General features: G+C 58.2%; 24 protein-coding genes and 2 pseudogenes. 7 read left to right on the forward strand and 19 right to left on the reverse strand.

Annotated elements, in window-relative coordinates; translation table 11 throughout:
- From ugpE to livK, 8 genes are all read right to left on the reverse strand, one after another.
- Entirely contained in the window at positions 1–846 is an 846-nt protein-coding gene (gene ugpE / locus AAHB66_RS22080; protein ID WP_347114579.1) for a sn-glycerol-3-phosphate ABC transporter permease UgpE, read from the reverse strand.
- The gene (ugpA, locus tag AAHB66_RS22085) at positions 843–1,730 is read right to left on the reverse strand and encodes a sn-glycerol-3-phosphate ABC transporter permease UgpA (protein WP_347114581.1); all 888 of its coding nucleotides are present in this window, start codon (positions 1,728–1,730) and stop codon (positions 843–845) included. Before ugpA ends, ugpE begins: the two co-directional genes overlap by 4 nt.
- A 100-nt stretch (positions 1,731–1,830) precedes the next feature.
- Entirely contained in the window at positions 1,831–3,147 is a 1,317-nt protein-coding gene (gene ugpB, locus AAHB66_RS22090; protein WP_347114582.1) for a sn-glycerol-3-phosphate ABC transporter substrate-binding protein UgpB, read from the reverse strand.
- A gap of 316 nt (positions 3,148–3,463) precedes the next feature.
- On the reverse strand, positions 3,464–4,177 hold the full coding sequence (livF, locus tag AAHB66_RS22095) for a high-affinity branched-chain amino acid ABC transporter ATP-binding protein LivF (protein ID WP_347114584.1): 714 nt from the start codon (positions 4,175–4,177) through the stop codon (positions 3,464–3,466).
- 1 nt (position 4,178) lies between these two features.
- On the reverse strand, positions 4,179–4,946 hold the full coding sequence (gene livG, locus AAHB66_RS22100) for a high-affinity branched-chain amino acid ABC transporter ATP-binding protein LivG (protein WP_333853110.1): 768 nt from the start codon (positions 4,944–4,946) through the stop codon (positions 4,179–4,181).
- Positions 4,943–6,220 carry a branched chain amino acid ABC transporter permease LivM gene (livM, locus tag AAHB66_RS22105; protein ID WP_347114587.1) on the reverse strand — a complete coding sequence of 426 codons (1,278 nt, stop codon included), beginning with the start codon at positions 6,218–6,220 and terminating at the stop codon, positions 4,943–4,945. The genes livG and livM overlap by 4 nt, the downstream gene beginning before the upstream one ends.
- Positions 6,217–7,143 carry a high-affinity branched-chain amino acid ABC transporter permease LivH gene (livH, locus tag AAHB66_RS22110; RefSeq protein ID WP_039032510.1) on the reverse strand — a complete coding sequence of 309 codons (927 nt, stop codon included), beginning with the start codon at positions 7,141–7,143 and terminating at the stop codon, positions 6,217–6,219. The genes livM and livH overlap by 4 nt, the downstream gene beginning before the upstream one ends.
- 50 nt (positions 7,144–7,193) lie before the next feature.
- Complete coding sequence (gene livK, locus AAHB66_RS22115; protein ID WP_347114588.1) at positions 7,194–8,303, reverse strand: high-affinity branched-chain amino acid ABC transporter substrate-binding protein LivK; 1,110 nt, start codon at positions 8,301–8,303, stop codon at positions 7,194–7,196.
- 424 nt (positions 8,304–8,727) lie between these two features.
- Between livK and panM the strand changes: the two genes are divergently transcribed.
- Positions 8,728–9,111 carry an aspartate 1-decarboxylase autocleavage activator PanM gene (gene panM, locus AAHB66_RS22120; protein ID WP_347114590.1) on the forward strand — a complete coding sequence of 128 codons (384 nt, stop codon included), beginning with the start codon at positions 8,728–8,730 and terminating at the stop codon, positions 9,109–9,111.
- A 97-nt stretch (positions 9,112–9,208) separates the two neighbouring features.
- Here the strand turns inward: panM and AAHB66_RS22125 are convergent, their stop codons facing one another.
- The 5 genes and pseudogenes from AAHB66_RS22125 to ftsY form a co-directional block, all read right to left on the reverse strand.
- Complete coding sequence (locus AAHB66_RS22125) at positions 9,209–10,309, reverse strand: branched-chain amino acid ABC transporter substrate-binding protein (protein ID WP_347114591.1); 1,101 nt, start codon at positions 10,307–10,309, stop codon at positions 9,209–9,211.
- A gap of 299 nt (positions 10,310–10,608) precedes the next feature.
- Positions 10,609–11,466, reverse strand: a complete 858-nt coding sequence (gene rpoH / locus AAHB66_RS22130) for an RNA polymerase sigma factor RpoH (protein ID WP_106995256.1) — start codon at positions 11,464–11,466, stop codon at positions 10,609–10,611.
- Between the two features lie 255 nt (positions 11,467–11,721).
- A pseudogene (ftsX, locus tag AAHB66_RS22135) lies at positions 11,722–12,781 on the reverse strand (permease-like cell division protein FtsX).
- Entirely contained in the window at positions 12,774–13,439 is a 666-nt protein-coding gene (gene ftsE, locus AAHB66_RS22140; protein ID WP_106995258.1) for a cell division ATP-binding protein FtsE, read from the reverse strand. The pseudogene ftsX and the gene ftsE overlap by 8 nt, the downstream one beginning before the upstream one ends.
- A gap of 2 nt (positions 13,440–13,441) precedes the next feature.
- Positions 13,442–14,947 (reverse strand): signal recognition particle-docking protein FtsY, encoded by a 1,506-nt coding sequence (gene ftsY / locus AAHB66_RS22145; protein ID WP_347114593.1) that lies wholly within the window; start codon positions 14,945–14,947, stop codon positions 13,442–13,444.
- Positions 14,948–15,083: 136 nt separating this feature from the next.
- Between ftsY and rsmD the strand changes: the two genes are divergently transcribed.
- Together rsmD and AAHB66_RS22155 are read left to right on the forward strand one after the other, a co-directional pair.
- Complete coding sequence (gene rsmD, locus AAHB66_RS22150; protein WP_347114594.1) at positions 15,084–15,686, forward strand: 16S rRNA (guanine(966)-N(2))-methyltransferase; 603 nt, start codon at positions 15,084–15,086, stop codon at positions 15,684–15,686.
- Positions 15,670–15,951, forward strand: coding sequence for a DUF1145 family protein (locus tag AAHB66_RS22155; protein ID WP_032614948.1), 282 nt, complete (start codon positions 15,670–15,672; stop codon positions 15,949–15,951). Before rsmD ends, AAHB66_RS22155 begins: the two co-directional genes overlap by 17 nt.
- A gap of 82 nt (positions 15,952–16,033) precedes the next feature.
- On the opposite strand, the gene AAHB66_RS22160 is transcribed toward AAHB66_RS22155, so the two are convergent.
- Positions 16,034–16,393, reverse strand: coding sequence for a DUF2500 domain-containing protein (locus AAHB66_RS22160; RefSeq protein ID WP_347114596.1), 360 nt, complete (start codon positions 16,391–16,393; stop codon positions 16,034–16,036).
- A 127-nt stretch (positions 16,394–16,520) separates the two neighbouring features.
- On the opposite strand from AAHB66_RS22160, the gene AAHB66_RS22165 reads away from it, so the two are divergent.
- Both AAHB66_RS22165 and zntA read left to right on the forward strand, forming a co-directional pair.
- Positions 16,521–17,147: a lysoplasmalogenase gene (locus tag AAHB66_RS22165; RefSeq protein ID WP_039032500.1), complete on the forward strand. Its 627-nt coding sequence runs from the start codon at positions 16,521–16,523 to the stop codon at positions 17,145–17,147.
- A 76-nt stretch (positions 17,148–17,223) separates the two neighbouring features.
- A complete protein-coding gene (zntA, locus tag AAHB66_RS22170) occupies positions 17,224–19,410 on the forward strand; it encodes a Zn(II)/Cd(II)/Pb(II) translocating P-type ATPase ZntA (protein ID WP_347114597.1) in 2,187 nt (728 codons plus the stop codon).
- Between the two features lie 132 nt (positions 19,411–19,542).
- Here zntA and AAHB66_RS22175 read toward each other — a convergent pair whose 3' ends face one another.
- The 4 genes from AAHB66_RS22175 to tusA all read right to left on the reverse strand — a co-directional run bounded on the left by AAHB66_RS22175 (position 19,543) and on the right by tusA (position 22,783).
- Positions 19,543–20,829 carry a TRAP transporter large permease gene (locus AAHB66_RS22175; protein ID WP_347114598.1) on the reverse strand — a complete coding sequence of 429 codons (1,287 nt, stop codon included), beginning with the start codon at positions 20,827–20,829 and terminating at the stop codon, positions 19,543–19,545.
- A 10-nt stretch (positions 20,830–20,839) separates the two neighbouring features.
- On the reverse strand, positions 20,840–21,349 hold the full coding sequence (locus AAHB66_RS22180; RefSeq protein WP_347114599.1) for a TRAP transporter small permease: 510 nt from the start codon (positions 21,347–21,349) through the stop codon (positions 20,840–20,842).
- A gap of 19 nt (positions 21,350–21,368) precedes the next feature.
- Positions 21,369–22,340 (reverse strand): TRAP transporter substrate-binding protein, encoded by a 972-nt coding sequence (locus AAHB66_RS22185; RefSeq protein ID WP_337018749.1) that lies wholly within the window; start codon positions 22,338–22,340, stop codon positions 21,369–21,371.
- Between the two features lie 200 nt (positions 22,341–22,540).
- Positions 22,541–22,783, reverse strand: a complete 243-nt coding sequence (tusA, locus tag AAHB66_RS22190; RefSeq protein ID WP_333853139.1) for a sulfurtransferase TusA — start codon at positions 22,781–22,783, stop codon at positions 22,541–22,543.
- Positions 22,784–22,953: 170 nt separating this feature from the next.
- Here tusA and AAHB66_RS22195 point away from each other — a divergent pair, with 170 nt between their 5' ends.
- Positions 22,954–23,619 (forward strand): 7-cyano-7-deazaguanine/7-aminomethyl-7-deazaguanine transporter, encoded by a 666-nt coding sequence (locus AAHB66_RS22195; RefSeq protein ID WP_106995269.1) that lies wholly within the window; start codon positions 22,954–22,956, stop codon positions 23,617–23,619.
- Between the two features lie 72 nt (positions 23,620–23,691).
- Positions 23,692–24,249 carry a DcrB family lipoprotein gene (locus AAHB66_RS22200; RefSeq protein WP_333853142.1) on the forward strand — a complete coding sequence of 186 codons (558 nt, stop codon included), beginning with the start codon at positions 23,692–23,694 and terminating at the stop codon, positions 24,247–24,249.
- Between the two features lie 4 nt (positions 24,250–24,253).
- On the opposite strand, the pseudogene AAHB66_RS22205 reads toward AAHB66_RS22200, so the two are convergent.
- Positions 24,254–25,502 (reverse strand): annotated as a pseudogene (locus tag AAHB66_RS22205) (MFS transporter).
- Positions 25,503–25,595: the final 93 nt, after the last annotated feature.

Genomic DNA, 25,595 nt, shown 5'->3' on the forward strand with positions numbered 1-25,595 from the left:
TTATTTCTCGCTATCGACCAGGCCGCGGACAAACGCACGCTGCATGGCTAAAACAATGACTACGGGTGGGATAAGAGTTAGCAGCATCGCCGCCATCACCTGGTTCCAGAGGGTGGTGCCTTCGCCGGTTGAGATCATCCCTTTGATGCCCGCCACGGCGGTGCCGAGATTGACATCCTGAATAATCAGCAGCGGCCACAGGTACTGGTTCCAGCCGTAGATAAAGGTGATGACAAACAGCGCCGCGAGGTTGGTTTTCGACAGCGGCAGCACGATGTCGCGGAAGAAGCGCATCGGTGAGGCGCCGTCGATACGCGCGGCCTCAATCAGCTCGTCCGGCAGGGTCATAAAGAACTGGCGGAACAGGAAAGTGGCGGTGGCCGAGGCCATCAGCGGCAGGGTTAAACCCGCATAGCTGTCGAGCATCCCGAGGTTGGCGATCACCTCCACCGTCGGGAAGATACGCACCTCCACCGGCAGCATCAGGGTGATGAAGATCATCCAGAAGAACAGGTTGCGCAGCGGAAAGCGGAACCAGACGATGGCAAACGCCGACAGCATCGACACCGTGATTTTGCCCACCGTGATGCCGAACGCCATGATGAAGCTGTTGAGCATCATCAGCCAGAACGGGGCGCTGTTAACGCCGACGCCCTGGGTCCAGATGGTCGCCATGTTCTCGAAAAGATGACCGCCCGGGACAAGCGTCATCGGGGTTTCAAAGATGGCGTTGCGATCCAGGGTTGCGGCGACAAAGGCCACGTACAGCGGGAACAGGATCACCACGATCCCCAGGATCAGCATGGTGTGGCTGAAAATCGTCAGCCCGCGACGGTTCTCAATCATTGGTAGCGCACCTTACTTTCGACATAGCGGAACTGCACCACCGTGAGGATGATGACGAGGAACATCAGCACCACCGACTGGGCGGCAGAGGCCGAGAGATCCAGACCGGCGAAACCTTCGCGGTAGATCTTGTAGATCAGCGTGGTGGTGGCCTGCACCGGGCCGCCTGCGGTGGCGGCGTCGATCACCGGGAAGGTGTCGAAGAAGGCGTAGACCAGGTTGACCACCAGCAGGAAGAAACTCACCGGCGCGATCAGCGGCAGCGCCAGCTTAAAGAAGCGGCGGATTGGGCCTGCGCCGTCAATTGCCGCGGCTTCCACCAGCGAGCGCGGTATGGACTGCAGGGCAGCAAAGAAGAACAGGAAGTTGTAGCTGATCTGCTTCCACACCGAGGCAAAGACCACCAGGAACATTGCCTGGCCGCTGTTCTGGGCGTGGTTCCAGTCGTAGCCAAACTCACCCAGGAAATGGGTGATCAGCCCGCGGCCGGGGTTAAAGAGGAAGATCCACAGCACGGCGGCAACCGCCGGGGCCACGGCGTAGGGCAGCAGCATCAGGGTCTGATACAGACGGCTGCCGCGCACCACGTAATCCACCAGCGCGGCGAAAAACAGCGAGGCGAGCAGGCCGCTGACGGTGACCAGCGTGCTGAATTTAATCGTCGTCCAGAAGGCGTCGATGTAGTAACTGTCGCGCCACAGGGCGGCAAAGTTATCCAGGCCGACAAACTGGCTGGAGAGCCCGAACGGATCAACGCTTTGTACCGAGTACCACAGCGCTTCGCCCGCAGGCCAGATAAAGAAGATGACGGTGATGACCAGTTGCGGCGCGACCAGCAGGTACGGCAGCCAACGGGAACGGAACACCGGACGGGAAGATGACATGGGAATTGAGTTCCTGAACAGCGCCGGATGGCGCTACGCTTATCCGGCCTACAGGTTCGCGTAGGCCGGGTAAGGCGAAGCCGCCACCCGGCATTTCACATTACGATTTGGTCGACTGCTCGAAGCGGCGCAGCAGCTGATTACCACGCTCTACTGCGGCATCCAGCGCCTGTTGTGGGGATTTCTTACCGGTCCACACGCTCTCCAGCTCTTCATCCACGATGGTACGGATCTGCGGCATGTTGCCCAGACGCAGGCCTTTGGTGTACGGCAACGGTGGCTTGTTCAGCATCTGACGCGTGGCGATGTCCGCACCTGGGTTCTTGTCGTAGAAGCCCTGTTCGCGGGTCAGGTCATACGCGGCTTTGGTGATCGGCAGGTAGCCGGTCTTCTGGTGCCACTCGGCGGCGTTTTCCGGTTTTGCCAGGAAGTCGAGGAACTCCGCTACGCCCTTGTAGGTGTCCTTGTCCTTGCCCTGCATGACCCACAGGCTGGCCCCGCCGATGATGGCGTTCTGCGGCGCGCCTTTCGAGTCGGCATCGTACGGCATCATGCCCACGCCGTAGTTAAATTTGGCGTAGTGACGGATATCCGCCAGCGAGCCGGACGAGGCGGTGGTGATGGCGCAGTCGCCGCTGTAGAACTTCTCGGTGGATTCGTCTTTACGCCCGAAGTAGCTGAAATCGCCCTTCTTGTTCAGCTCCTGCAGCAGAGCAATATGCTTCACCTGCTCCGGCTTGTTGAATTCCAGTACCGCATTGGTGCCGTTGAAACCGTTGTTCTCGGTAGCCACCGGCTGACCGTGCCAGGCGCTGAAGTTCTCGATCTGGATCCAGCCCTGCCAGCCGCTGGCGTAGCCGCACTTCATGCCCGCCGCTTTCAGTTTGGCGGTGTACGCGGCAAGATCCTGCCAGGTTTTTGGCGGCTGCTCAGGATCTAAGCCAGCTTTCTTGAAAGCGTCTTTGTTGTAGTACAGCACCGGGGTGGAGCTGTTAAACGGCTGAGAGAGCAGATGGCCGGATTTGGAATCGGTGTAGTAACCGGAGACGGTCGGCACGAACTGGGATTCGTCGAAGTTGATGCCCGCGTCCTTGAACACTTCATAGACCGGCTTGATGGCTTTGGAGGCCATCATGGTGGCCGTGCCCACTTCATAAACCTGCAGCAGCGCCGGCGCATTGCCGGTACGGAACGCGGCGATACCGGCGCTCAGGCTCTGCTCGTAGTTGCCTTTGTACACCGGCACAATTTTGTAATCCGGGTGGGTGTCGTTGAAACGTTGCGCCAGGGAGTCAACTTCTTTACCCAACTCCCCTTCCATGGAATGCCAGAACGGAATAGTGGTGACGGCCATTGCGTTGCCCGCAAAAACCAGACCCATTGCCAGACCCAAAGCTGTGTGTCGTAACGATGTCATTGTCATCTCTCTTATTGTGCCGGATGCGCGATATCACGCGTTTTGTGCTCGCGAGGTAACATGACATGCTCGAATTACAGAAAAATAACCGTTTGTTTACAGTGATATGACAACAACGCGTCAGGGGGATGATGGAAATATGAAGGGGTGTGCGGCAAAAAAAAGCCGGGTGGCGGCTTCGCCTTACCCGGCCTACGTACGTGCGGCCTGTTGCCCTCACCCTGGCCCTCTCCCACAGGGAGAGGGTACAAACATTAAAAAAGGCAACTTGCGTTGCCTTTTTGCTTTTACCTTGCCACCGGGCAATACAGACGGCTCAACCGCCTAAATACGCACTCCGCACCGCTTCGTTGGCCAGCAGCGCGTCGCCGGTGTCTTCCAGCACCACGCGGCCGTTCTCCAGCACGTAGCCGCGATCCGCGAGCTTCAGCGCCTGGTTGGCGTTCTGCTCCACGAGGAAGATGGTCATTCCTTCGCTGCGCAACTGCTCGATGGTGTCGAAGATCTGCTGGATAATGATCGGCGCCAGCCCGAGCGACGGTTCGTCGAGCAGCAGCAGACGCGGCTGGCTCATCAGCGCGCGGCCGATCGCCAGCATCTGCTGTTCCCCGCCGGACATGGTGCCCGCACGCTGAATACGACGCTCAAACAGGCGCGGGAACAGATCATAGACGCGCTTGATGCGGGTCTGGAACTGCTCGCGCTCGGCAAAGAAGCCGCCCATCGCCAGGTTCTCTTCTACCGTCATGCGCGAGAAGACGCGACGCCCTTCCGGGACAATCGCCACCGCTTCACGCATGATTTTCGCCGTCTGCCAGTCGGTAATGTCTTTACCATCAAAGACGATACGCCCGCTGGTGGCGCGCGGGTCGCCGCACAGGGTGCCGAGCAGCGTGGTTTTGCCCGCGCCGTTGGCCCCGATCAGGGTGACAATTTCACCCTGATTGATGTGCAGGCTGACGTCGTGCAGGGCCTGGATCTTGCCGTAATGCGCATTGACCTTGTCGAACGTTAACATCGTTTTTTCCATCTTATGCCTCACCAAGGTATGCGCGGATCACGTCCGGGTTGTTGCGGATCTCTTCCGGCGTACCGTTCGCCAGCGGCGTGCCCTGGTTTACCACGTAGATGCGATCGGAAATGCCCATCACCAGCTTCATATCATGCTCAATCAGCAGGATGGTGGTGTCGTGATGGTTACGCAGCTCGACAATCAGCTCGTCCAGCTCTTTGGTCTCTTTCGGGTTCAGCCCTGCCGCCGGTTCGTCGAGCATCAGGATCTCCGGCTGGGTCACCATGCAGCGGATAATCTCCAGACGACGCTGGTCGCCGTAGGCCAGGTTGCTGGCCTGACGGTTCGCATGCTGCAGCAGGCCGATACGGTCGAGCCAGGTAGCGGCGCGATCTAATGCTTCGTCCTGCGCCCGGCGAAACGCCGGGGTTTTCAGCAGGCCGGCGAAGAGCCCGGTTTTCAGCTGCTGATGCTGTGCCACCAGCAGGTTTTCGATCACCGTCATTTCGCGGAACAGACGCACGTGCTGGAAGGTACGCACCACGCCCATACGGGCAATCTGCTGGCCCGGCAGCCCTTCCAGGTGCTGGTCGCGCAGCATGATGGTGCCGCCCGTCGGCTTGTAGAAACCGGTCAGGCAGTTGAACACCGTGGTTTTACCGGCGCCGTTCGGGCCGATCAGCGAAACAATCTCTTTCTGATGCAGATCCAGCGAGACGTTGTTGACCGCCAGCAGGCCGCCAAAACGCATCATCAGGCCGTTAACGGATAATAATGGCTGACTCATGCCTGCTCTCCTTTCGCTTGCCCGTTTTTCAGCTTCAACTGTGGACGGGTCATCGGCAGCAAGCCCTGCGGACGCCAGATCATCATCAGTACCATCAAACCACCCAGCATCAGCATGCTGTATTCGTTAAAGTCACGCATCAGCTCACGGGAGACCACCAGCAGGATCGCCGCGAGAATGACCGCGAACTGCGAGCCCATCCCGCCGAGCACCACTATCGCCAGCACGAAAGCGGATTCCGCAAAGGTGAAGGATTCCGGGCTGACGAAGCCCTGGCGCGCGGCAAACAGCGTCCCGGCGAAACCGGCGAACGCGGCGCTGATGGTAAAGGCGGTCAGCTTGATGCGGGTCGGGTTCAGGCCCAGGGAGCGACAGGCAATCTCATCTTCACGCAGCGCTTCCCACGCACGCCCCAGCGGCATACGCAGCAGGCGGTTAATCACGAACAGGGTGATAACCACCAGCAGCAGCGCCACCAGATAGAGCCAGATCACGCGGTCGGACGGATCGTACTTCACGCCGAAGAAGTTGCTGAAGGTATCCCAGCCGCCTTCACGGGCGGAGCGGCTGAACTCCAGGCCGAAGAAGGTCGGTTTCGGGATCTGGCTGATGCCGTTCGGGCCGCCGGTCACTTCGGTATTGTTAAGCAGCAGGATACGGACGATTTCGCCGAAGCCTAAGGTCACAATTGCCAGGTAGTCACCGCGCAGACGCAGCACCGGGAAGCCAAGCAGGAACCCGGCAGCCGCAGAGACCAGCCCCGCCAGCGGCAGACAGGTCCAGAAGCCGAGACCGTAATAGTGGTTCAGCAGGGCGAAGGTGTAAGCGCCGATGGCGTAGAAGCCGCCGTAGCCCAGCACCAGCAGGCCGGACAGGCCCACCACCACGTTCAGCCCGAGGCCGAGGATCACGTAAATCATGGTCAGGGTGGCGATATCTACCGTGCCGCGGGAGACCATGAACGGCCAGGCCACGGCAGCCACCAGCAGCGCCACCAGGAACAGCTTCTGTTTAACGGTCGAGCCATCGATGGCTGGCAGCACAAACTTCGGCCCGGAGACGCTCTTCAGTGTCTTCTGGAAAACAGGACGCAGCAGCTGGAAGAAGAAGACCACCGCCGTACCGACAAAGACCCACTGCCAGCGGATATCCGACGCGGAATCCACCACCAGCTTCGTGCCGCTCAGCTCCAGCTGAACGCCCATGAAGACGCCCGCCAGCACGAAGAACATGACTGCAGAGAGCAGCGCCATTGCAAAATGCATCGGTTTCATACTTTCTCTACCTCCGGACGACCCAGAATACCGGTAGGCATAACCAGCAGAACCAGAATCAGCAGGGCAAACGACACCACATCTTTATATTCGGTACTCAGGTAGGCAGAGGAGAGCGCTTCGGCCACGCCGAGGATCAGGCCGCCGATCATTGCACCCGGAATACTGCCGATCCCGCCCAGCACCGCCGCGGTAAAGGCTTTCATCCCGGCCATAAAGCCGATGTACGGGTTGATGACGCCGTAGAACTGGCCGAGCAGGACACCTGCGACGGCAGCCATCGCTGCACCAATCACGAAGGTCAGAGCAATCACGCGGTCGGTGTTGATGCCGAGCAGGCTCGCCATTTTCAGGTCTTCAGCACAGGCGCGGCAGGCGCGGCCCATGCGGGAGTAACGGATGAAAAGGGTCAGCGCCAGCATGGCGAGGAAAGTGACAATCCAGATCACCAGCTGCATGGTGGTAATCGACGCCGAGAAATTCTCGCTGGCGCCCACAATCCACTGGCCGTTGAACAGGCTTGGCAGCGCCACGTCGCGCGACCCTTCGGTCAGGCTGACGTAGTTTTGCAGGAAGATGGACATCCCGATGGCGGAGATCAGCGCGATCAGGCGCTTGGAGCTACGCACCGGGCGATAGGCCACCCGCTCGATGCTCCAGCCGTAGGCGCTGGCAATGACAATCGCCCCGACAAACCCGGCGGCCACCAGCAGCCAGCTGCTGTCGATCCCCATCATCATCAGCGCGGCGATAATCATAAAGGAGACATAACTGCCGATCATATACACCTCGCCGTGGGCGAAGTTGATCATGCCGATAATGCCGTACACCATCGTGTAGCCGATGGCGATCAGTGCATAGGTGCTTCCCAGCGTTACGCCGTTAAACATCTGCTGCAAAAAATAGAGAAACTGCTCGGACATAAGATAACCTTTCTAGTCCCGCCCGGTCGTGCCGGGCGGTGGGATAATGATTATTTGGCGACCGAGGATGAACCGTCGGCGTGCCACTTAAAGACACCAAACTCAAATCCCTTCAGATCGCCTTTCTCATCCCAGTTCAGCGGCCCAATCACGGTGTTTGCCCCGTGTGCTTTTAAATCTTTAATCAGATCCTGCGGCTCTTTACTGCCGGTACGATCCATGGCGGTCGCCAGAGACTGTACGGCGGCATAGGTGATCCACACGTACGGACCACTCGCGTCTTTCTTCTCCGCTTTCAGGGCATCGACGATAGCAGCGTTGGCCGGATCCTGGTCATAGCGTTTTGGCATCGTCACCAGCATGCCTTCACCCGCGTCGCCCGCGATGTTCGACAGCGAGGCGTTACCCACCCCTTCCGGGCCCATAAACTGGGTTTTCAGGCCGACAGCACGGGCCTGGCGCAGCATCTGGCCCATTTCCGGGTAGTAGCCACCGTAGTAAACGAAGTCGATGTTCTCTTTCTGCAGACGCGCCAGCAGCGCCGAGAAGTCTTTCTCGCCCGCGGTGATGCCGTCGAAGAAGACCACGTTTGCGCCGCCTTTTTTCAGGCCGTCCTGTACCGAGCGGGCCAGCCCTTCGCCGTACTGCTGCTTATCGTGAATGATGGCAATACGCTGCGGCTTGACGTTTTCGATGATGTACTTCGCCGCGGTGGGCCCCTGCGAGGAGTCAAGACCGGCGGTACGCATGATGTTCTGATAGCCACGCTGGGTCAGTTCCGGGTTGGTCGCCCCTGGCGTGATCATCAGGATGCCTTCGTCTTCGTAGATATCGGACGCCGGTTGGGTGGAGGACGAGCAGAGATGGCCAATTACATACTGAATGCCATCGTTCACAATTTTGTTGGCGACGGCGACGGCTTGTTTCGGGTCGCAGGCGTCGTCATATTCCACGCCGACCAGTTTGTCGCCCTTAATACCGCCTTTGGCGTTGATGTCTTTAATTGCCTGGCGCGCGCCGTTGAACTCCATATCGCCCCACTGAGCGACAGGGCCGGACAGGGCACCAACAATGGCAACTTTAATATCTTCCGCCGCAGCGGTATGTGAGATCGCCAGTGCAACCATCCCCGCGACTAATGTTTTCGCGTTCATTCTCATCCAGGAATCCCCATTCGTGACGTGATGTATATATTTTGTTTTATTATGGTTAAAAAGCATTCTGTACTTTTATTAAACAACGCAACTTTTGCTATTGCCTTTAATGGTTTAGCGCAGTTTTTTAGCAAAAACCAGACTAAAATCTCTATATTTCAGGCGATTAAGCAAAGATAATATTCTGAAATCAGGCAGAGATAAACAAATAAAAGCGCGAGTTGCAGCATAAAATAACGGTACAAAGCGCCGAATAAAACGCTGCCTTTCAGGTTAAAATTCTGCTTATTTTTCGATCCCTGCGTTTTAAGACTACGCAACGTAACGCTAAAAAAAGTAATCACCTGGAGAATGGATTTAAAAAGTGGAAGCGTCTGGCAGAATAAATTGAGACACTGCCAGCACTCTTTTTGATTTGGACAAGCGGCTAATGAAACTGACCATCCACCGTCTGGAGAACTTTAGCGACCAGGATCATATCGACCTCAACAAGATCTGGCCGGAATATTCTCCCTCCTCGCTCAGCGTTGATGAAACACACCGTATTTATGCTGCGCGCTTTAACGAGCGGCTGTTAGGCGCGGTGCGGGTCACCCTGAGCGGTACGCAAGGGGCGCTGGACTCCCTGCGCGTGCGTGAAGTCACCCGCCGTCGAGGCGTAGGGCAATATTTGATTGAGGAAGTGATGCGCGATAACCCGAGCGTGGCCTCGTGGTGGATGGCGGATATCGGCGTGGAAGACCGGGGCGTGATGGCGGCCTTTATGCAGGCGCTGGGGTTTACGGCGCAAAGTAACGGGTGGGAGAAGCGGTAAAAAACCACGGGTGCGGCCTGATGCCCTCACCCCGGCCCTCTCCCACGGGGAGAGGGTGCAAACATAAAAAAAGGCAACTTACGTTGCCTTTTTGCTTTTATTTGGCGTCGGTCGCGGTACCGTTAGCATGCCAGTCAAACACGCCGAACTCGAAGCCCTTCAGATCGCCCTTCTCATCCCATGACAGCGGCCCCATCACGGTCTCAACGGAGTTCGCTTTCAGCCAGGTGGCGATGTCAGCCGGTTCAGCAGACTGATTCAGGCCAGCCTGCAGGGTTTGCAGCGCGGCGTAGGTGGTCCACACGAACGCGCCGCTTGGATCCTGTTTCTTGGCCTTGATGGCATCCACGATCGGTTTGTTCGCCGGAACCTGGTCATAGTTCTTCGGCTTGGTCACCAGCAGGCCTTCGGCCGATTCACCGGCGATGTTAGACAGCGACACGTTCGCTACCCCTTCCGGACCCATGAACTGGGTTTTCAGGCCGGCAGCACGGGACTGGCGCAGGATCTGGCCCATCTCCGGGTGGTAACCACCGTAGTAGACGAAATCGATGTTCTCTTTCTTCAGACGCGCCACCAGGGTAGAGAAGTCTTTCTCACCGGCGGTGATACCATCGAAGAACACCACGTTGGCGTTAGATTTTTTCAGGTTGTCCTGCACGGAACGCGCCAGGCCTTCACCGTACTGCTGCTTGTCATGGACAATAGCGATACGCTTCGGCTTCACTTTATCGACGATATATTTCGCGGCCGTTGGCCCCTGGTCAGAGTCCAGACCGGTGGTACGCATCACCATCTTGTAGCCACGAGCGGTCAGTTCCGGCGCGGTGGCGGCAGGGGTGATCATCAGAATGCCTTCGTCTTCGTAGATATCAGACGCAGGCTGGGTGGAGGAGGAGCACAGGTGGCCGATAACGTATTTGATGCCGTCATTCACCACTTTGTTCGCTACCGCAACCGCTTGTTTCGGGTCACAGGCATCATCATATTTTACGATCTGCAGCTTTTCGCCTTTGATACCGCCCTTGGCATTAATGTCGGCAACCGCCTGCTCTGCGCCGGTGAACTCCTGATCGCCGTACTGCGCTACCGGACCGGACATTGCGCCAACCACGGCCACTTTGATATCAGCCTGAGCCATGGTGCTGAATGCCAACGCGATACATCCTGCCAGTAAGGCTTTACCCTTCATATTCATCCTGAGAATCCCCATTGTGGTGGTTATTGTGTTTGTTGTGATGTTGTTTTATGGCGCTTTATTTCGATTATGCGTCTGCCGTACGCGCCTTTTCAGCACACTCTGCTAAAACATACCCCATTTTTATCTATTTGGAATAGCTATTTTGAAATGTATATAAGGTAAGGGAGGCTTTAACGAGTCAGCGCTCAACAGTGCGATAAGTGTTTGCGGGGAGAAGGGAATTCGGCCTGGGCAGGCGTTAAAAAAACAAAACCCCCCGAATCTGCATTCGAGGGTTATCGGGGACTTCGCGGAAATTACGCTTCGATAGCGGCGCGAAGTTTTTTCATGGCGTTCTTTTCCAGCTGACGCACACGTTCAGCGGAGACGCCGTAGCGGTCGGCCAGCTCCTGCAGGGTGGACTTGTTGTCTTCGTCCAGCCAGCGGGCACGGATAATATCCTGGCTACGCTCATCGAGGCCTTCCATTGCGAAGGTCAGCTTGTTGGCGGCCTGCTCTTCCCAGTTGTCGTCTTCGATGCCGTCGGCAAAGTTGGACGATTTATCCTGCAGATACAGGACCGGGGCCATCGGCTGGCTATCGGACGCGTCGTCGTCAGAGGACATATCAAAGGTCATGTCCTGCGCGGCCATACGGGATTCCATCTCGCGCACGTCTTTGCTGGAAACACCCAGCTCGCGGGCAACCATTTCCACTTCGTCCTGGTTAAACCAGCCCAGACGCTGCTTGGTTTTACGCAGGTTAAAGAACAGCTTACGCTGTGCTTTGGTCGTTGCGACCTTCACGATACGCCAGTTACGCAGCACGTATTCGTGGATTTCCGCTTTGATCCAGTGCACGGCGAAGGAGACCAGACGCACACCCACTTCCGGGTTGAAGCGACGCACCGCCTTCATCAGGCCGATGTTACCTTCCTGGATCAGGTCAGCCTGCGGCAGGCCGTAGCCCGCGTAGTTACGAGCAACGTGAACAACAAAGCGCAGGTGAGACAGGATCAGCGTCTTAGCTGCTTCCAGATCGCCCTGGTAATGCAGCTTTTCAGCAAGCTCCTTTTCTTCCTCGGCCGTCAACATCGGCCAGGTGTTCGCAGCCCGGATATAAGATTCCAGGTTACCAACAGGGGCTAAAGCTAAAGTTTGCATTTCTTTGGTCATTCATTCCTCTCAATCGATTCTTTCTGGCGGCGGTTTGTCCCCGTCAGGCAACGAACATGCCAGAATTAATGAGCAACGAGAATATCATTCACTCTTTTATCAGACAGTGATTTTATCCACAAGTTCCGAGTGAAACTGTGAATAAATTACGCACAAAATGTGACATGGGGATGATTATGCGGGGTAAGAGACAACAGGGGACTCTTTCCCTGCACGGTGATTCTCAATGCAGGGAAAGATTATACCAGAGATTTTTTAGTCAGGGGTAAAGTGACGTAAATGTTGCACAGTCGCTAACCATGCTGCGATCCAGCCGATCATCGAGCAAACCAGCAGCAGTAACAGGCACTCATCGAAGGCTAAGCCACTGATATTAAACTTGGTTCCAAAAACCTGCGCCACATCGGTGACCGCAGCGGAGAGACGCATCACCAAAATTTCTGACAAAATCAGTGAAAGAAATGCGCCGGAAAAACCGAGCAGTGCGCCGCCATACAGGAACGGGCGCAGGATAAAACCGTCGGTGGCGCCGATCAGCTTCTGCACGTTAATGGTATCGCGACGGGCGAAGATGCTCAGACGTACGCTGTTGCCGATAACGAGGAACACCGCCGCCACCATTAGTACGCCGATCATGGCCGCCACGCGCCCGACCAGACCGGTCAGCGCCGTCAGACGGGCAAACCAGCTGTCGTCCATCCGCACTTCATCAATGCCGTTAATGCGGGAGACGCGATCGCGCAGGGTGTTCAGCGACTCGGTGCCCTGGAAATCCAGTTTCGGGATCACCACCGCCACCGCGGGCAGGGGGGTTCTCCTCCAGCATATCCAGCGCGCCGCCAAAGCCGGACCAGTTACGGAACTCGCCTAACGCCTCATCCCGCGACAGGTAGTTGACCTTCTCAACGCCCTGCTCCGCCTGCAGCTGCCCCACCACCTGCGCAGCCGCGTTATCGTCGAGCGCTTTGTCGAGATAGACGGTGATCTGCGGGGAGGGATAGTACTGCGACGCTGCCTGGTTAACGTTTTTGTAGACCATATAGCAGACGCTGGGCAGGGTCAGGGAGATGGCAATTACCATCACCGTCAGGAAGGTGGCCAGCGGTTTGCTTTTCAGATCCTGCAGCGCGCCCTGGAAGGCGTACCGCACCTGCTCGTTAAACACGTTGGTTTTGCGCGAGTTGGGTTTTGGCGCGGCTTTGCTGCGCTTCGGCGCATTGCGGTTGCCGTCGCCCGGGCCGCCCGCCGATTTACGAAAACGGTCGAGCTTGCTGCCAAACTGCCGCATCTGGTTTATTGCATCACGCTTATTCACCGAGGCCTCCGTGCAAATGACCGTCGCTCAGCGTCAGCATGCGGTACGACCGACGGGAGATAAGCCCCATGTCGTGCGTCGCCATCAGTACTGTCACCCCAACGCGGTTAAACTCCTCAAACAGACGCAGGATCCCTTCGGAAAGGGCGTCGTCCAGGTTACCGGTAGGTTCATCCGCCAGCAGCACCGCCGGTTTATTCACCACCGCGCGGGCAATGCCGACGCGCTGCTGTTCACCGCCGGAGAGCTGGATCGGAAAGTTCTTCGCTTTGTCCAGCAGCCCGACCTTATCCAGCGCCGCCGACACGCGACGACGAATATCATCCCCGCTGGCACCCGCGATAATCAGCGGGATCGCCACGTTGTCGAATACCGTGCGGTCCATCAGCAGATGGTGATCCTGGAAAATCATGCCGATCTGCCGACGCAGAAACGGCACTTCACGGTTTTTCAGGCGGCTGATGTCGTGGCCGCTAAACCAGATTTTCCCGGCGCTGGGCCGTTCGATCCCACAGATAAGCTTGAGCAGGGTACTTTTCCCTGCGCCGGAGTGGCCGGTCAGAAATGCCATCTCGCCCGGCTGCAGGTGGAAGTTAATCCCCTGCAGCGCTTGTCTCCCACCGAGATAGGCCTTGCTGACGTGTTCAAAGCGAATCATTGTTAATCCTCTCGGGCAAAAAGTGCCTCAATAAAGTCGCCCGATTTAAACGGACGTAAATCTTCGATACGTTCGCCAACACCGATGTAACGGATAGGGATCCCGAACTGATCGGCTACCGAGAAGATTACCCCGCCTTTCGCGGTGCCATCCAGCTTGGTCAACGTGATCCCGGTCAGCCCTACCGCTTCATGGAACAGCTTCGCCTGACTGATGGCGTTCTGCCCGGTGCTGGCATCAATAGTCAGCATAATTTCATGCGGTGCATCTTCGTCCAGCTTTTTCATCACACGGACGATCTTCTTCAATTCTTCCATCAGGTGCGATTTGTTCTGCAGACGTCCTGCGGTATCGGCAATCAGCACATCCACGTTACGCGCTTTGGCCGCCTGAATGGCGTCAAAGATCACGGAGGCGGAATCCGCCCCGGTATGCTGGGCAATCACCGGGATGTTGTTGCGCTGGCCCCATACCTGCAGCTGCTCAACGGCAGCGGCACGGAAGGTATCGCCCGCAGCCAGCATCACCGATTTGCCCTGCTGTTCGAACTGACGCGCCAGCTTGCCGATGGTGGTGGTTTTACCCACGCCGTTAACGCCGACCATCAGAATAACAAAGGGCATTTTGCCTTCAATATTAAGCGGTTCGTCAACTTTTGCGAGGATTTCACCCATCTCTTCTTTCAGCAGGCCGTACAGCGCCTCGGCGTCACGCAGCTGTTTACGGCTGGCGCTCTCCGTCAGACTAATGATGATTTTGCGGGTGGTCTCCACGCCAACGTCGGCAATCAGGAGCTGTTCTTCCAGCTCTTCAAAGAGATCATCGTCGATTTTCTTACCGCGGAACAGACTGATAAATCCGGAACCGAGGTTCTCTTTGGTTTTGATCAGGCTGCGTTTCAGGCGCGCGAAGAAACCTTCTTTGGTCGGTTTTTCCTGCTCCTGGGCAATCTCTTCAACCGGCTCTTCCTCTTCGGCGACCGGGACGACGATAACCGCCTCTTCCGCCGCCGAGGCCGCCAGCGCCTGCGCTTCGAGCTCTTCATCGCTGATAGGTTCTTCAACGTCGGTCTCTGGTAGGTACTCTTCCGGGATCGCTTCCTCAATTTCGTCGAGGATCTCTTCCGGCAGCGGTAACTCTTCATGCTCAACCGCCTGCGGTGGTTCCACCTCGGCGACCGGCTCGACAATCTCTTCCACGACCACCGGTTCCGGCTCAACGGCTACCGGTACAGGCTCTGGCTCAACCGGCTGCGGTTTTTCGCTCTCCTGAACCTGCTCAGTGACCTCAACCACCTCTTCAGCGAAGGCTTCAGTCTCTTGCTGGCTGTGGGTGCGCGCTTCTGCTTCTACGTCAGCGACGGTCTCAACAGGGGTTTCAGGCTGCGGCTGTTCAACAACGGCAGGCTGTTCGGCGATCTGTTGTTCTTCGTTCTGCTGCTCGGTTTCCTGCTCTTTTTGACCAAAGCCCAGCCAGGAAAAGAAGCCACGTTTTTTCTCTTTTGCCATCTGCGACTACACCCCTCGCGGTTAATTACTGGCGCTATATACATGGAAGCTAAAAAAATGATGAAATAGTTTATCACTTAACTTAACGCACATCACCGCCTGCAAGCGCAGGCCGTCGGTGTACCCGAGCAAAGATATGAAGAAACCCAACCGTGCCGCCGCGGGCCAGATACGCATTATCGGCGGCCAGTGGCGAGGCCGTAAACTGCCGGTACCGGATAGCCCCGGCCTGCGCCCGACCACCGACCGCGTTCGCGAGACGCTGTTTAACTGGCTGGCACCTTCAATGGTAGATGCCCGCTGCCTGGACTGCTTCGCCGGAAGCGGCGCGCTGGGTCTCGAAGCCCTGTCGCGCTACGCCGCCAGCGCCACGCTGCTGGAGATGGATCGCAGCGTTTCCCAACAGCTTCAGCAAAACCTGGCCTCGCTGAAAGCGACACACGCTAAAGTGGTCAATACTAACTCCCTCGCCTTTCTTGCGCAGACAGGTACGCCGCACGATGTGGTGTTTGTCGATCCGCCGTTCCGTAAAGGGCTGCTGGAAGAGACGCTGACGCTGCTGGAAAACAACGGCTGGCTGGCGGATGATGCGCTAATCTACGTCGAGAGCGAGGTAGAGAACGGTTTACCGCCGGTGCCCGCTCACTGGGAGCTGCACCGGGAAAAAGTGGCTGGACAGGTCGCCTATCGTCTTTATCACCGTCAATCACAAGGAGAGACTGATGCCGGTACTGATTAATCTGGGTCGTTTGCTGATGATCGGGGTCTGGGCCTTTTTGCTGCTCAACCTCGTCCACCCCTTCCCGCGTCCGATGAATATCTTCGTCAACGTGGCGCTGATCTTCACCTCATTTATGCATGCCCTGCAGATGGTGATGCTGAAAAACGGTATGCCGAAAGATGGCCCGAAAATGACCGGCTGGCAGCAGCTGCGGGTGTTTATTTTTGGCGTATTTGAGCTGCTGGTGTGGATGAATAAGTTTAAGGCGCAGGCGAAGAAGTAATGTGCGCGCTGTTGCCCGGTGGCGCTATGCTTACCGGGCCTACGGTCCCGTAGGCCGGGCAAACGCAGTGCCGCCCGGCAAATCACGGCGCCGGACTGAACCCCTCAAACCGCGAGCCCTTATAACTCAACGTCCCTTTATCCCCCACCGTCAGCTGATGGTACTGCTTCTCGTCGAGGCGAAAGGTCATCTCCAGACCGCCGCTCTCCGGCCTGAAGCTCGCTTCATAGCGCATGCTGGTGCCGGCGGGCGTCACCTGCTGCTGTCGCGATCGACGATCGTTGAGCGCTTTTTCCCGTTTATTGCTCACCACCACCCGCTTTTGCAGTAGCGGGGCGGCGTCGTTATCCGCCTTTTCCCGGCGCTGCTGCACGAAGCGAAACGAGGCGGCAATAACGATAATTGCCAGCACGATAATAAAAAAAAGCGGCATCTTGCTCATTAGACAATCCTTAAGACCAGGCTGAAATCAGAATAGCGTGCCACGCTGTGCATTGCTATTGGCCCGTCTGCACCACTACACTGAAGTGAAACTGTTTATTCAACAATAACAGATACAGGGACTTAATATGCTTTGGTCATTTATCGCTGTCTGTTTCTCCGCATGGCTGTATGTCGATGCGTCCTACCGCGGCCCAGCCTGGCAGCGCTGGCTCTTTAAACCCGTCACCTTGTTGCTGCTCCTGCTGCTGGCCTGGCAGGCGCCGATGTTTAACGCCATCAGCTACCTGGTGCTCGCCGGGCTCTGCGCGTCGCTGGCCGGTGATGCCCTGACCCTGCTGCCGCGCCAGCGTCTGCTGTATGCCGTGGGGGCGTTCTTCTTATCGCATCTCCTCTACACCATCTATTTCGCCAGCCAGATGACGCTGTCGTTCTTCTGGCCGCTGCCGCTGGCGCTGCTGGTGATTGGCGCGCTGCTGATCGCGGTGATCTGGTCGCGTCTGGAAGAGCTGCGCTGGGCGGTGTGTACCTTTATCGCCATGACGCTGGTGATGGTCTGGCTGGCAGGCGAGCTGTGGTTCTTCCGTCCGACGGCACCGGCCCTGTCGGCCTTTATCGGCGCCACGCTCCTGCTGCTGGGGAATATCGTCTGGCTGGGTAGCCACTATCGTCGCCGTTTCCGTGCCGATAACGCCATTGCCGCGGCCTGCTACTTCGCCGGGCACTTCCTGATTGTGCGTTCGCTGTATATTTAAATAGCGCTTGACTCTGGAGTCGACTCCAGAGTGCATACTGCGGTTAATGAGAAAATTATCATTGCCGGAGAGTGCCATGTCGACTCCAGAAACACCTAAAAAAGTGCCGCAGTTTTCGGCACTTAAGCTCGCCCCCCTTCCCGCTAAAGAACCCTGCTGCGCTGCGGATCACGGTTCTGTGCAGGCCGAGGCCTCGGCTCCCGTCCAGGGTCAGCGTTACAGCTGGGTGGTCAACGGCATGGACTGTGCAGCCTGCGCCCGCAAGGTGGAAACCGCCGTCCGCCAGGTCGCGGGCGTCAATCATGTCCAGGTCCTGTTTGCCACCGAAAAACTGCTGGTCGATGCAGGCAGTAACGTCAGCGCCCAGGTCGAAGCGGCGGTGATCAATGCGGGCTATACGCTGCGCAACGAAAATGCCCCCGCCGAAAAAGCCTCCGTGCTGCGCGATAACCTGCCGCTCATCACGCTTATTCTGCTGATGGCCCTGAGCTGGGGGCTGGAACAGTTCAACCACCCGCTCGGCAACCTCGCCTTTATCGCCACCACCCTGGTCGGACTCTGGCCGGTGGCCCGCCAGGCGCTGCGCCTGATGAAAAGCGGCAGCTGGTTCGCCATTGAAACGCTGATGAGCGTGGCGGCCATCGGGGCGCTGTTTATCGGTGCCACGGCGGAAGCGGCGATGGTGCTGCTGCTGTTTCTGATTGGCGAGCGGCTCGAGGGCTGGGCGGCCAGCCGGGCGCGGAAAGGGGTCAGCGCCCTGATGGCGCTGAAGCCGGAAACTGCTACGCAGGTGATTAATGGCGAGCGCAAAACCGTGCCCATCGCCGCGCTGCGTCCGGGTGATGTGATTGAAGTGGCCGCCGGTGGGCGTCTGCCTGCCGACGGGACGCTGCTTACCGCCGCGGCCAGCTTTGACGAAAGCGCCCTGACCGGCGAATCCATTCCGGTCGATCGCGCAGCGGGGGAAAAAGTCCCGGCGGGGGCCACCAGCGTCGATCGTCTGGTGCAGCTGACGGTCCTGTCCGAACCGGGCGACAGCGCCATCGACCGCATCCTGAAGCTGATCGAAGAGGCGGAAGAACGCCGCGCCCCGGTGGAGCGCTTTATCGACCGCTTCAGCCGGATCTATACCCCGGTGATTATGCTGATTGCGCTGCTGGTCGCCGTGGTGCCGCCGCTGCTGTTCAGCGCTGCATGGGAAGGCTGGATCTACAAAGGGCTGACCCTGCTGCTGATTGGTTGTCCCTGTGCGCTGGTGATCTCCACCCCGGCGGCCATTACCTCCGGGCTGGCGGCCGCCGCACGCCGTGGTGCGCTGATTAAAGGCGGTGCCGCGCTGGAGCAACTGGCGCAGGTGCAGCAGGTGGCGTTCGACAAGACCGGCACCCTGACGGTGGGTAAGCCGCAGGTGACGGGCATTTATCCACATGAGATCCGCGAACAGGATCTGCTGGTGCTGGCCGCCGCGGTGGAGCAAGGCTCCACCCACCCGCTGGCGCAGGCGATAGTGCGAGAAGCGCAGGCTCGCGGGCTGGCTGTGCCGGCGGCGACCGCCCAGCGCGCGCTGATGGGGTCGGGGATTGAAGCCGAGGTTGCGGGCAGCAAGGTGCTTATTTGCGCGGCGGATAAATTCCCTGCCCCGCACTTTGCAACGCAAATCGCTACCCTGGAGCAGGCCGGACAGACGGTGGTGATGGTGGTGCAGGACGACGTGGCAAAAGGTCTGGTCGCGCTGCGGGATACCCTGCGGGATGACGCGAAAGAGGCCGTAGCCGCGCTGCATCAATTGGGCATCAAGGGAGCGATTCTGACCGGCGATAATCCACGTGCCGCCGCGGCCATTGCCGGCGAGCTGGGCCTCGATTTCCGCGCCGGGCTGCTGCCTGCCGATAAAGTACAGGCGGTGACGGCCCTGAATGCGGACATGCCGCTGGCGATGGTCGGAGACGGGATTAACGACGCCCCGGCAATGAAGGCGGCCACGCTGGGTATTGCGATGGGCAGCGGCACCGACGTGGCGCTGGAGACCGCCGATGCGGCGCTGACCCACAACCGCCTGACCGGGCTGGCGCAGATGATAAGTCTGGCCCGCGCGACGCGCGCCAATATCCGGCAGAACATCGCCATTGCGCTGGGGTTGAAGGGGATTTTCCTGGTGACCACGTTACTGGGAATGACGGGATTGTGGCTGGCGGTGCTGGCGGATACCGGAGCGACGGTACTGGTGACGGCGAACGCGTTGCGGCTGTTGCGTGGTCGGTAAAAAAACGCCCGGCGGCGCTACGCTTGCACGGGCCTACGGTTTTGTAGGCCGGGTAAGGCGTAGCCGCCACCCGGCAAAATACAGGCACAGAATATGTAGGCCGGGCAAGCGCAGCGCCGCCCGGCATTTTCACTACTGCATCCCCAACATCCGCGGCAGCCACAGCGATATCGCCGGGATGTAGGTCACCATCCCCAGCACCAGCAGCAGCGCACCGTAGAACGGCAGCATCGCCCGGACCACGCTCTCAATCTTCTGCTTACTCACCGCACTGGCAACAAACAGCACTGACCCCACCGGCGGCGTAATCAGCCCAATCCCGAGGTTGACCATCATGATCATCCCGAAATGCACCGGATCGATGCCCAGCGAGTTGGTCACCGGCAGCAGCACCGGAGTCAGGATCAGGATGATCGGCGCCATGTCCATCAGGGTGCCAATCAGCAGCAGCATGACGTTGAGGTACATCAGGATCACGTACTTGTTGTCCGAGAGCGAGGTGAAGAACTCGGTGATCCGCATCGGCAACTGCATGTAGGTCATCACCGCGCCAAACGCCGCCGCGAAGCCAATCAGGATCATCACGATCGTCACCGTTTTCACCGTGCGGCACATCAGCTTCGGCAGCTCGTTCCACTTGTAGTCGCGGTAGATAAACATGGTGACAAAGAATGCCCACAGGCAGGCAACCGCCGCCGATTCCGTCGCGGTAAAGATCCCCGACAAAATACCGCCGAGAATGATCACCACAGTCATCAGCCCCCACAGGGCATCGAAGAAAATCTTCAGTGCCTGCTTAAAGGGGATCCGCTCGCCTTTCGGATACCCGCGCTTATGGGCAAAGCCCAGGCACAGGATCATCAGGCACAGACCCAGCAGCAGCCCCGGCAGCACCCCGGCGATAAACAGCGTCGCAATCGACACCGTCCCGCCTGCCGCCAGGGAGTAGATCACCGAGTTGTGGCTGGGCGGGATCAGAATCGCCTGCACCGAGCCGCTGGCGGTCACCGCCGCCGCGTACTCACGTGGATAGCCCTTCTTCTCCATCTCCGGGATCATCACGCTGCCGATGGAGGCGGTATCCGCCACCGACGAGCCCGAAATCGCGCCGAAGAAGGTCGAGGCGACGATATTCACCAGCGACAGCCCGCCGCGAATAAAGCCGACAAAGATATAGGCAAAGTTCACCAGCCGGCGGGCAATGCCCCCTTCCGCCATGATCGCCCCGGCGAGGATAAAGAACGGGATCGCCAGCAGGGTAAATTTATTAACCCCGCTGGTGATCTGGATCATCAGCGCTTCCAGCGGCAGATCGATCCACAGCGCCCCGGCCACCGCACTTAGCCCGACGGCAAAGGCCACCGGCATCCCCAGCGCCAGCAAAATGGCGAGGGTGAAGAGCAAAACAAACGCATCCATAATTCACCCCTTAAGTGTGGTTGCCGATCAGCACGACCGGACGGTTTTCCTGGGAGCCAAACAGCAGGCGCTCAAGGACAAACAAAATGAGGATCGCTGAACCGATGGGCAGCGGCAGATAGCTCTCGCCGGAGGTCAGCACCGGGAACTCCGCCACCGGCTGTTCCCACAGTTCGATACAGAGCAGATAGCTGTACCAGAAGATGATCAGCGAAATCAGCAGCATCAGCACATCCACCACCTTGGCGCACAGCGTTTTTAACGCCGCAGGCAGGCGGTCGGTGAGCATGTTTACCGCGATATGCGATCCGGCGCGGTAGCCCACAGCCGCGCCGATAAAGGTAAAGGTCACCATGCAGATAATGGCGATCGGCTCCGGCCAGGACTCGCCACGATTGAGGACGTAGCGGGAAAAAATCCCAATCGGGATCACGATGGTCATCACCAGCAACGAAACGCCCGCCACGGCCATGGCGAGCAGGTACAGGCGATCCATCCACTTCAGATAGTGTTCGGACATACGTCCTCCACGCAGAGGGTTACTGGACGTCAGCGATCGCTTTCATCAGATCCTGATGCTTGTCGCCATACTGGGCGCGCACCGGCTCCGTCGCTTTGATAAACACCGACTTGTCGATGTCATGGAACTGCACGCCGCCGGCCTTCATTTTTTCCAGCGCCTGGGTGTTGTAGGCTTGCCAGAGTTTGCGCTGCTCCATCTGTGCTTCACGGGCCAGGGTTTTAATCTTTTCCTGCTCATCGGCGCTCAGCTTGTCCCACTTCACTTTGGAGTAGAGCAGCATTTCCGGGGTGATAAAGTGGCCGCTGAGGGTGTAGTTTTTCGCCACCGGCATGTAGTTGTGGGCGACAAAGGTTGGCGGGTTGTTCTCGGCACCGTCAATGACCCCGGTCTGCATCCCGCTGTAGACTTCGCTGACCCCCATCGCCACCGAGTTAGCCCCCATGTCTTTCAGCGTGGCCAGCGCCACCGGGCTGCCCTGAACGCGGATCTTCATCCCTTTCAGATCCTCCGGTTTCACCACCGGATTCTTGGTGATCAGGTTACGCGTGCCGGAGTCCATCCAGCCGAGGAACACCAGGCGGGATTTCGGGTTGGCGGTCAGCTTCTCGCCGATCTGCTTGCCGATATCGCCGTCGATCACTTTGTGCATATGGTCTTCATCGCGGAAGACGTAGGGCAGCGTAAAGACTTCAATATCCGGCAGGATCGCGGCCACCGGCGCCATAGAAACGCGGATGATATCGATAGCGCCCAGCTGGGCCTGCTCAATCATCTGCTTTTCATCCCCCAGCACGCCGCCGGGGAAGACCTTCATCTCCAGCTTGCCGTCGGTTTGTTGTTTGAGTTTTTCACCCATGTGCTGCACCGCCACCACGTTCGGGTAGCCTTCAGGATGCACATCGGCAGCTTTAATGGTTTGAGCAGAAACAGAGGCAGCGACAGCAGACAGACACAGAGCGGCCAGCAACGGCTTGAGGGTCGTTTTCATCGAGTCAACTCCAGGGTAGTGAGGGTAGGTATCGAAACGTCGTTTTATTTATACGTTTAATAACTAGACTACGGCCTGGAAAGCGTAGGTGAAGCGCCTCACAAAAAGCGCCAAAAAATGAAATGGTGGTTCAGATTTGTGCGGGATGTCATGCCGGGTGGCGGCTACGCCTTACCCGGCCTACAAGGTCAACGGACTTGTTACCCTTTGCGAATCAGATACCGATACGGCAGCGCCCCGGTCTCCTGCGCCAGCAGCTCATGTTCCATAAAGGTACAGAAGCCCGGAATATCACGGGTTGTGGCCGGATCGTCGGCAATAATTAACAGCGTTTCGCCGGATTGCATCGTGCGCACGGTTTTGCGCACCATCATGACGGGTTCCGGGCAGCGCAGGCCCTGGGCATCAAGGGTGTGGTCCGGGTGGGTAAACAGATCGGTCATCTTGGTCTCGTCCAGATAAAAACGGCAGTAGTTTACGCCGCGAGCCGGGCAAAGCAAACCAGGTTAACGATTGCGTGAAAATTAGCCATTGCAAACTGCCATCAAAGCAGTATCATGCGGCGGCTTTATTGGGTTCCCTCACCCCAAATATTAATCAAAAAGGTCACAATATGACGCAGTTCTCTCAATCGCAGCGCGTAAAAGCGTTGTTCTGGCTTTCGCTTTTTCATCTGCTGGTGATCACCTCCAGTAACTACCTGGTGCAGCTGCCAATCTCCATTTTTGGTTTTCATACCACCTGGGGCGCGTTCAGTTTCCCGTTTATCTTCCTTGCGACCGATCTCACCGTCCGCATCTTTGGCGCCCCGCTGGCCCGACGCATTATCTTTGCCGTTATGCTCCCGGCGCTGTTCGTTTCGTACGTGATTTCGTCCCTGTTCTATATGGGCAGCTGGCAGGGCTTTGAGGCGCTGACGCACTTCAACCTGTTCGTCGCCCGTATCGCCGCCGCCAGCTTTATGGCCTATGCGCTGGGGCAGATCCTCGACGTGCATGTCTTTAACCGCCTGCGACAGAACCATCGCTGGTGGATGGCACCGACCGCCTCAACGCTGTTTGGCAACGTCAGCGACACCCTGGCCTTTTTCTTTATCGCCTTCTGGCGCAGCCCGGATGCGTTCATGGCGCAGCACTGGATGGAAATTGCGCTGGTGGACTACGCCTTTAAGGTACTTATCAGCCTGGTCTTCTTCCTGCCGATGTACGGCGTGCTGCTGAATATGTTGCTGAAAAGATTCGCGGATAAATCTGAAATCCCGGGATTGCAGGCTGGTTAAGGGTTCCCCTGAACAGTTGTGATAAGATGGATTGATGCGCCGTTATGGCCGTTTATCGAAAGGAAGAATGTAATGCGCAATCTGGTTAAATATGTCGGGATTGGCCTGCTGGTGATGGGGCTGGCAGCCTGTGATAACAGCGACACCAAAACGCCTGCTCAGGCTGCGTCTGCTGAAAGCAACGCCACGGGTCAACCGGTCAGCCTGATGGATGGCAAACTCAGCTTCTCTCTGCCGGCGGATATGACCGATCAGAGCGGCAAGCTGGGCACCCAGGCCAACAACATGCACGTCTATTCCGATGCCACCGGGCAAAAAGCGGTGATTGTGATCGTCGGCGATGACACCAATGAAGACCTGGGCGTGCTGGCGAAACGTCTGGAAGATCAGCAGCGCAGCCGCGACCCGCAGCTGCAGGTCGTGACCAACAAAGCCATCGAGCTGAAAGGCCAGAAGCTGCAACAGCTGGACAGCATTATCTCTGCCAAAGGCCAGACCGCTTACTCTTCCGTGGTGCTGGGCAAAGTGGACAACAAACTGCTGACCCTGCAGATCACGCTGCCTGCTGACGATCAGCAGAAAGCGCAAACTGCCGCAGAGAACATCATCAATACCCTCGTGATTCAGTAAGTTCTCACGATGAAATGGCCTCCACTGGAGGCCATTTTTTTAGCCGCCACGTCAGCAGTAACGCCACCGCCACCAGCCCCGCTGCCGCCAGATAGATAACCGGCACCCCGGCCCATGCCATCACCAGCCCGGCCAGCGGCCCGGTGATCCCCAGCGACATATCCATAAATACCGTGTAGGTCGCCAGCGCCGCGCCCTGGTTCTGCTGCGGCACCGCCTTCACCGCCACTACCCCCAGCGCCGGGAACACCAGCGAGAAGCCCGCCCCCGCGAGGAACACCCCGATCCGCGCCATCCAGGGTGCATCGGCGATGCCGGTCAGGAGCAGGCCGACAATCTCAACGCTGAAGCAGATGATGGCGACGTTCAGCCCGCCCAGCCGGTTGATGCCGTTCGGGAACAGCAGCCGCGTCCCGACGAAGGCACAGCTGAACAGGGTCAACGCAAAGGCCGCGCCGTCCCAGCCTTTATCGGCGTAGAACAGGGTGATAAAGGTGGCGATCACCCCAAAACCTGCCGAGCCGAGGGCCAGCGCCATGCCGTAGGGCCAGACGCGCCCCAGCACCGCGCGAAACGGCATCGGCTTGCCTTTGCTGGCTTTGACTTTCGGTCGCGGCAGCGCAAATAAAATTGCCAGCAGCGCCACCACCATAATGGTGAGCGCCAGCCCGCTCAGGCCGGTGTAACGATAGCAGAGCACGCCGAGCGGGGCCCCCATCGCCATCGCCCCGTAGGTCACAATCCCGTTCCAGGAGATCACCCGCCCGATGTGCGACGCCCCCACCACCCCGACGCCCCACAGCGTGGAGCCGGTTCCGGCGAGGCTCTGCCCGACCCCGAGGATCACCCGCCCCAGACAGAGCAGCGCCAGGCTCACCATCGGCCAGGCGCTGGTTAGCCCGGCGAGGAAATAGCTCACCCCGCTCAGGAAGCAGCCGCAGAGCCCCAGCACCACAATGCTTTTCGGGCCAAACAGATCGGCATAGCGTCCGGCATAGGGGCGGCTCAGCAGGGTGGCGAAGTATTGCAGGCTGATCACCAGACCGGCCCAGAAGGCGCTAAAGCCCATGACGTCATGGACATAGCCCGGCAGGACGGCCAGCGGCAGGCCGATGGTCAGATAGCTGGCAAAGTTGAAAATAACGACGGAAACAATACGCAGGTTGAGGCGTAATCCACTCAGTGCCGGTTCGGCGGCGGGTTCGGGCATCAGGTTCACCAGAATTTTTACAACAGTGTTTCACTATTACCATGACAGGGGCTGAAATGCAGCAGCGACTTTAAGATTAACGGCCTCCGCCGAAGCGCTGCGCGCGCACTACACTTATGAGCATCTCATAAGAGGA

It is taken from the genome of Leclercia sp. S52, assembly GCF_039727615.1.
Classification (GTDB): Bacteria; Pseudomonadota; Gammaproteobacteria; order Enterobacterales; family Enterobacteriaceae; genus Enterobacter; species Enterobacter adecarboxylatus_B.

What these genes read in the sequence shown, in the direction of transcription:
- ugpE (WP_347114579.1), bottom strand. Translation starts at nt 846, where the DNA reads ATGATTGAGAACCGTCGCGGGCTGACGATTTTCAGCCACACCATGCTG.
- ugpA (WP_347114581.1), bottom strand. Translation starts at nt 1,730, where the DNA reads ATGTCATCTTCCCGTCCGGTGTTCCGTTCCCGTTGGCTGCCGTACCTG.
- ugpB (WP_347114582.1), bottom strand. Translation starts at nt 3,147, where the DNA reads ATGACATCGTTACGACACACAGCTTTGGGTCTGGCAATGGGTCTGGTT.
- livF (WP_347114584.1), bottom strand. Translation starts at nt 4,177, where the DNA reads ATGGAAAAAACGATGTTAACGTTCGACAAGGTCAATGCGCATTACGGC.
- livG (WP_333853110.1), bottom strand. Translation starts at nt 4,946, where the DNA reads ATGAGTCAGCCATTATTATCCGTTAACGGCCTGATGATGCGTTTTGGC.
- livM (WP_347114587.1), bottom strand. Translation starts at nt 6,220, where the DNA reads ATGAAACCGATGCATTTTGCAATGGCGCTGCTCTCTGCAGTCATGTTC.
- livH (WP_039032510.1), bottom strand. Translation starts at nt 7,143, where the DNA reads ATGTCCGAGCAGTTTCTCTATTTTTTGCAGCAGATGTTTAACGGCGTA.
- livK (WP_347114588.1), bottom strand. Translation starts at nt 8,303, where the DNA reads ATGAGAATGAACGCGAAAACATTAGTCGCGGGGATGGTTGCACTGGCG.
- panM (WP_347114590.1), top strand. Translation starts at nt 8,728, where the DNA reads ATGAAACTGACCATCCACCGTCTGGAGAACTTTAGCGACCAGGATCAT.
- AAHB66_RS22125 (WP_347114591.1), bottom strand. Translation starts at nt 10,309, where the DNA reads ATGAATATGAAGGGTAAAGCCTTACTGGCAGGATGTATCGCGTTGGCA.
- rpoH (WP_106995256.1), bottom strand. Translation starts at nt 11,466, where the DNA reads ATGACCAAAGAAATGCAAACTTTAGCTTTAGCCCCTGTTGGTAACCTG.
- ftsE (WP_106995258.1), bottom strand. Translation starts at nt 13,439, where the DNA reads ATGATTCGCTTTGAACACGTCAGCAAGGCCTATCTCGGTGGGAGACAA.
- ftsY (WP_347114593.1), bottom strand. Translation starts at nt 14,947, where the DNA reads ATGGCAAAAGAGAAAAAACGTGGCTTCTTTTCCTGGCTGGGCTTTGGT.
- rsmD (WP_347114594.1), top strand. Translation starts at nt 15,084, where the DNA reads ATGAAGAAACCCAACCGTGCCGCCGCGGGCCAGATACGCATTATCGGC.
- AAHB66_RS22155 (WP_032614948.1), top strand. Translation starts at nt 15,670, where the DNA reads ATGCCGGTACTGATTAATCTGGGTCGTTTGCTGATGATCGGGGTCTGG.
- AAHB66_RS22160 (WP_347114596.1), bottom strand. Translation starts at nt 16,393, where the DNA reads ATGAGCAAGATGCCGCTTTTTTTTATTATCGTGCTGGCAATTATCGTT.
- AAHB66_RS22165 (WP_039032500.1), top strand. Translation starts at nt 16,521, where the DNA reads ATGCTTTGGTCATTTATCGCTGTCTGTTTCTCCGCATGGCTGTATGTC.
- zntA (WP_347114597.1), top strand. Translation starts at nt 17,224, where the DNA reads ATGTCGACTCCAGAAACACCTAAAAAAGTGCCGCAGTTTTCGGCACTT.
- AAHB66_RS22175 (WP_347114598.1), bottom strand. Translation starts at nt 20,829, where the DNA reads ATGGATGCGTTTGTTTTGCTCTTCACCCTCGCCATTTTGCTGGCGCTG.
- AAHB66_RS22180 (WP_347114599.1), bottom strand. Translation starts at nt 21,349, where the DNA reads ATGTCCGAACACTATCTGAAGTGGATGGATCGCCTGTACCTGCTCGCC.
- AAHB66_RS22185 (WP_337018749.1), bottom strand. Translation starts at nt 22,340, where the DNA reads ATGAAAACGACCCTCAAGCCGTTGCTGGCCGCTCTGTGTCTGTCTGCT.
- tusA (WP_333853139.1), bottom strand. Translation starts at nt 22,783, where the DNA reads ATGACCGATCTGTTTACCCACCCGGACCACACCCTTGATGCCCAGGGC.
- AAHB66_RS22195 (WP_106995269.1), top strand. Translation starts at nt 22,954, where the DNA reads ATGACGCAGTTCTCTCAATCGCAGCGCGTAAAAGCGTTGTTCTGGCTT.
- AAHB66_RS22200 (WP_333853142.1), top strand. Translation starts at nt 23,692, where the DNA reads ATGCGCAATCTGGTTAAATATGTCGGGATTGGCCTGCTGGTGATGGGG.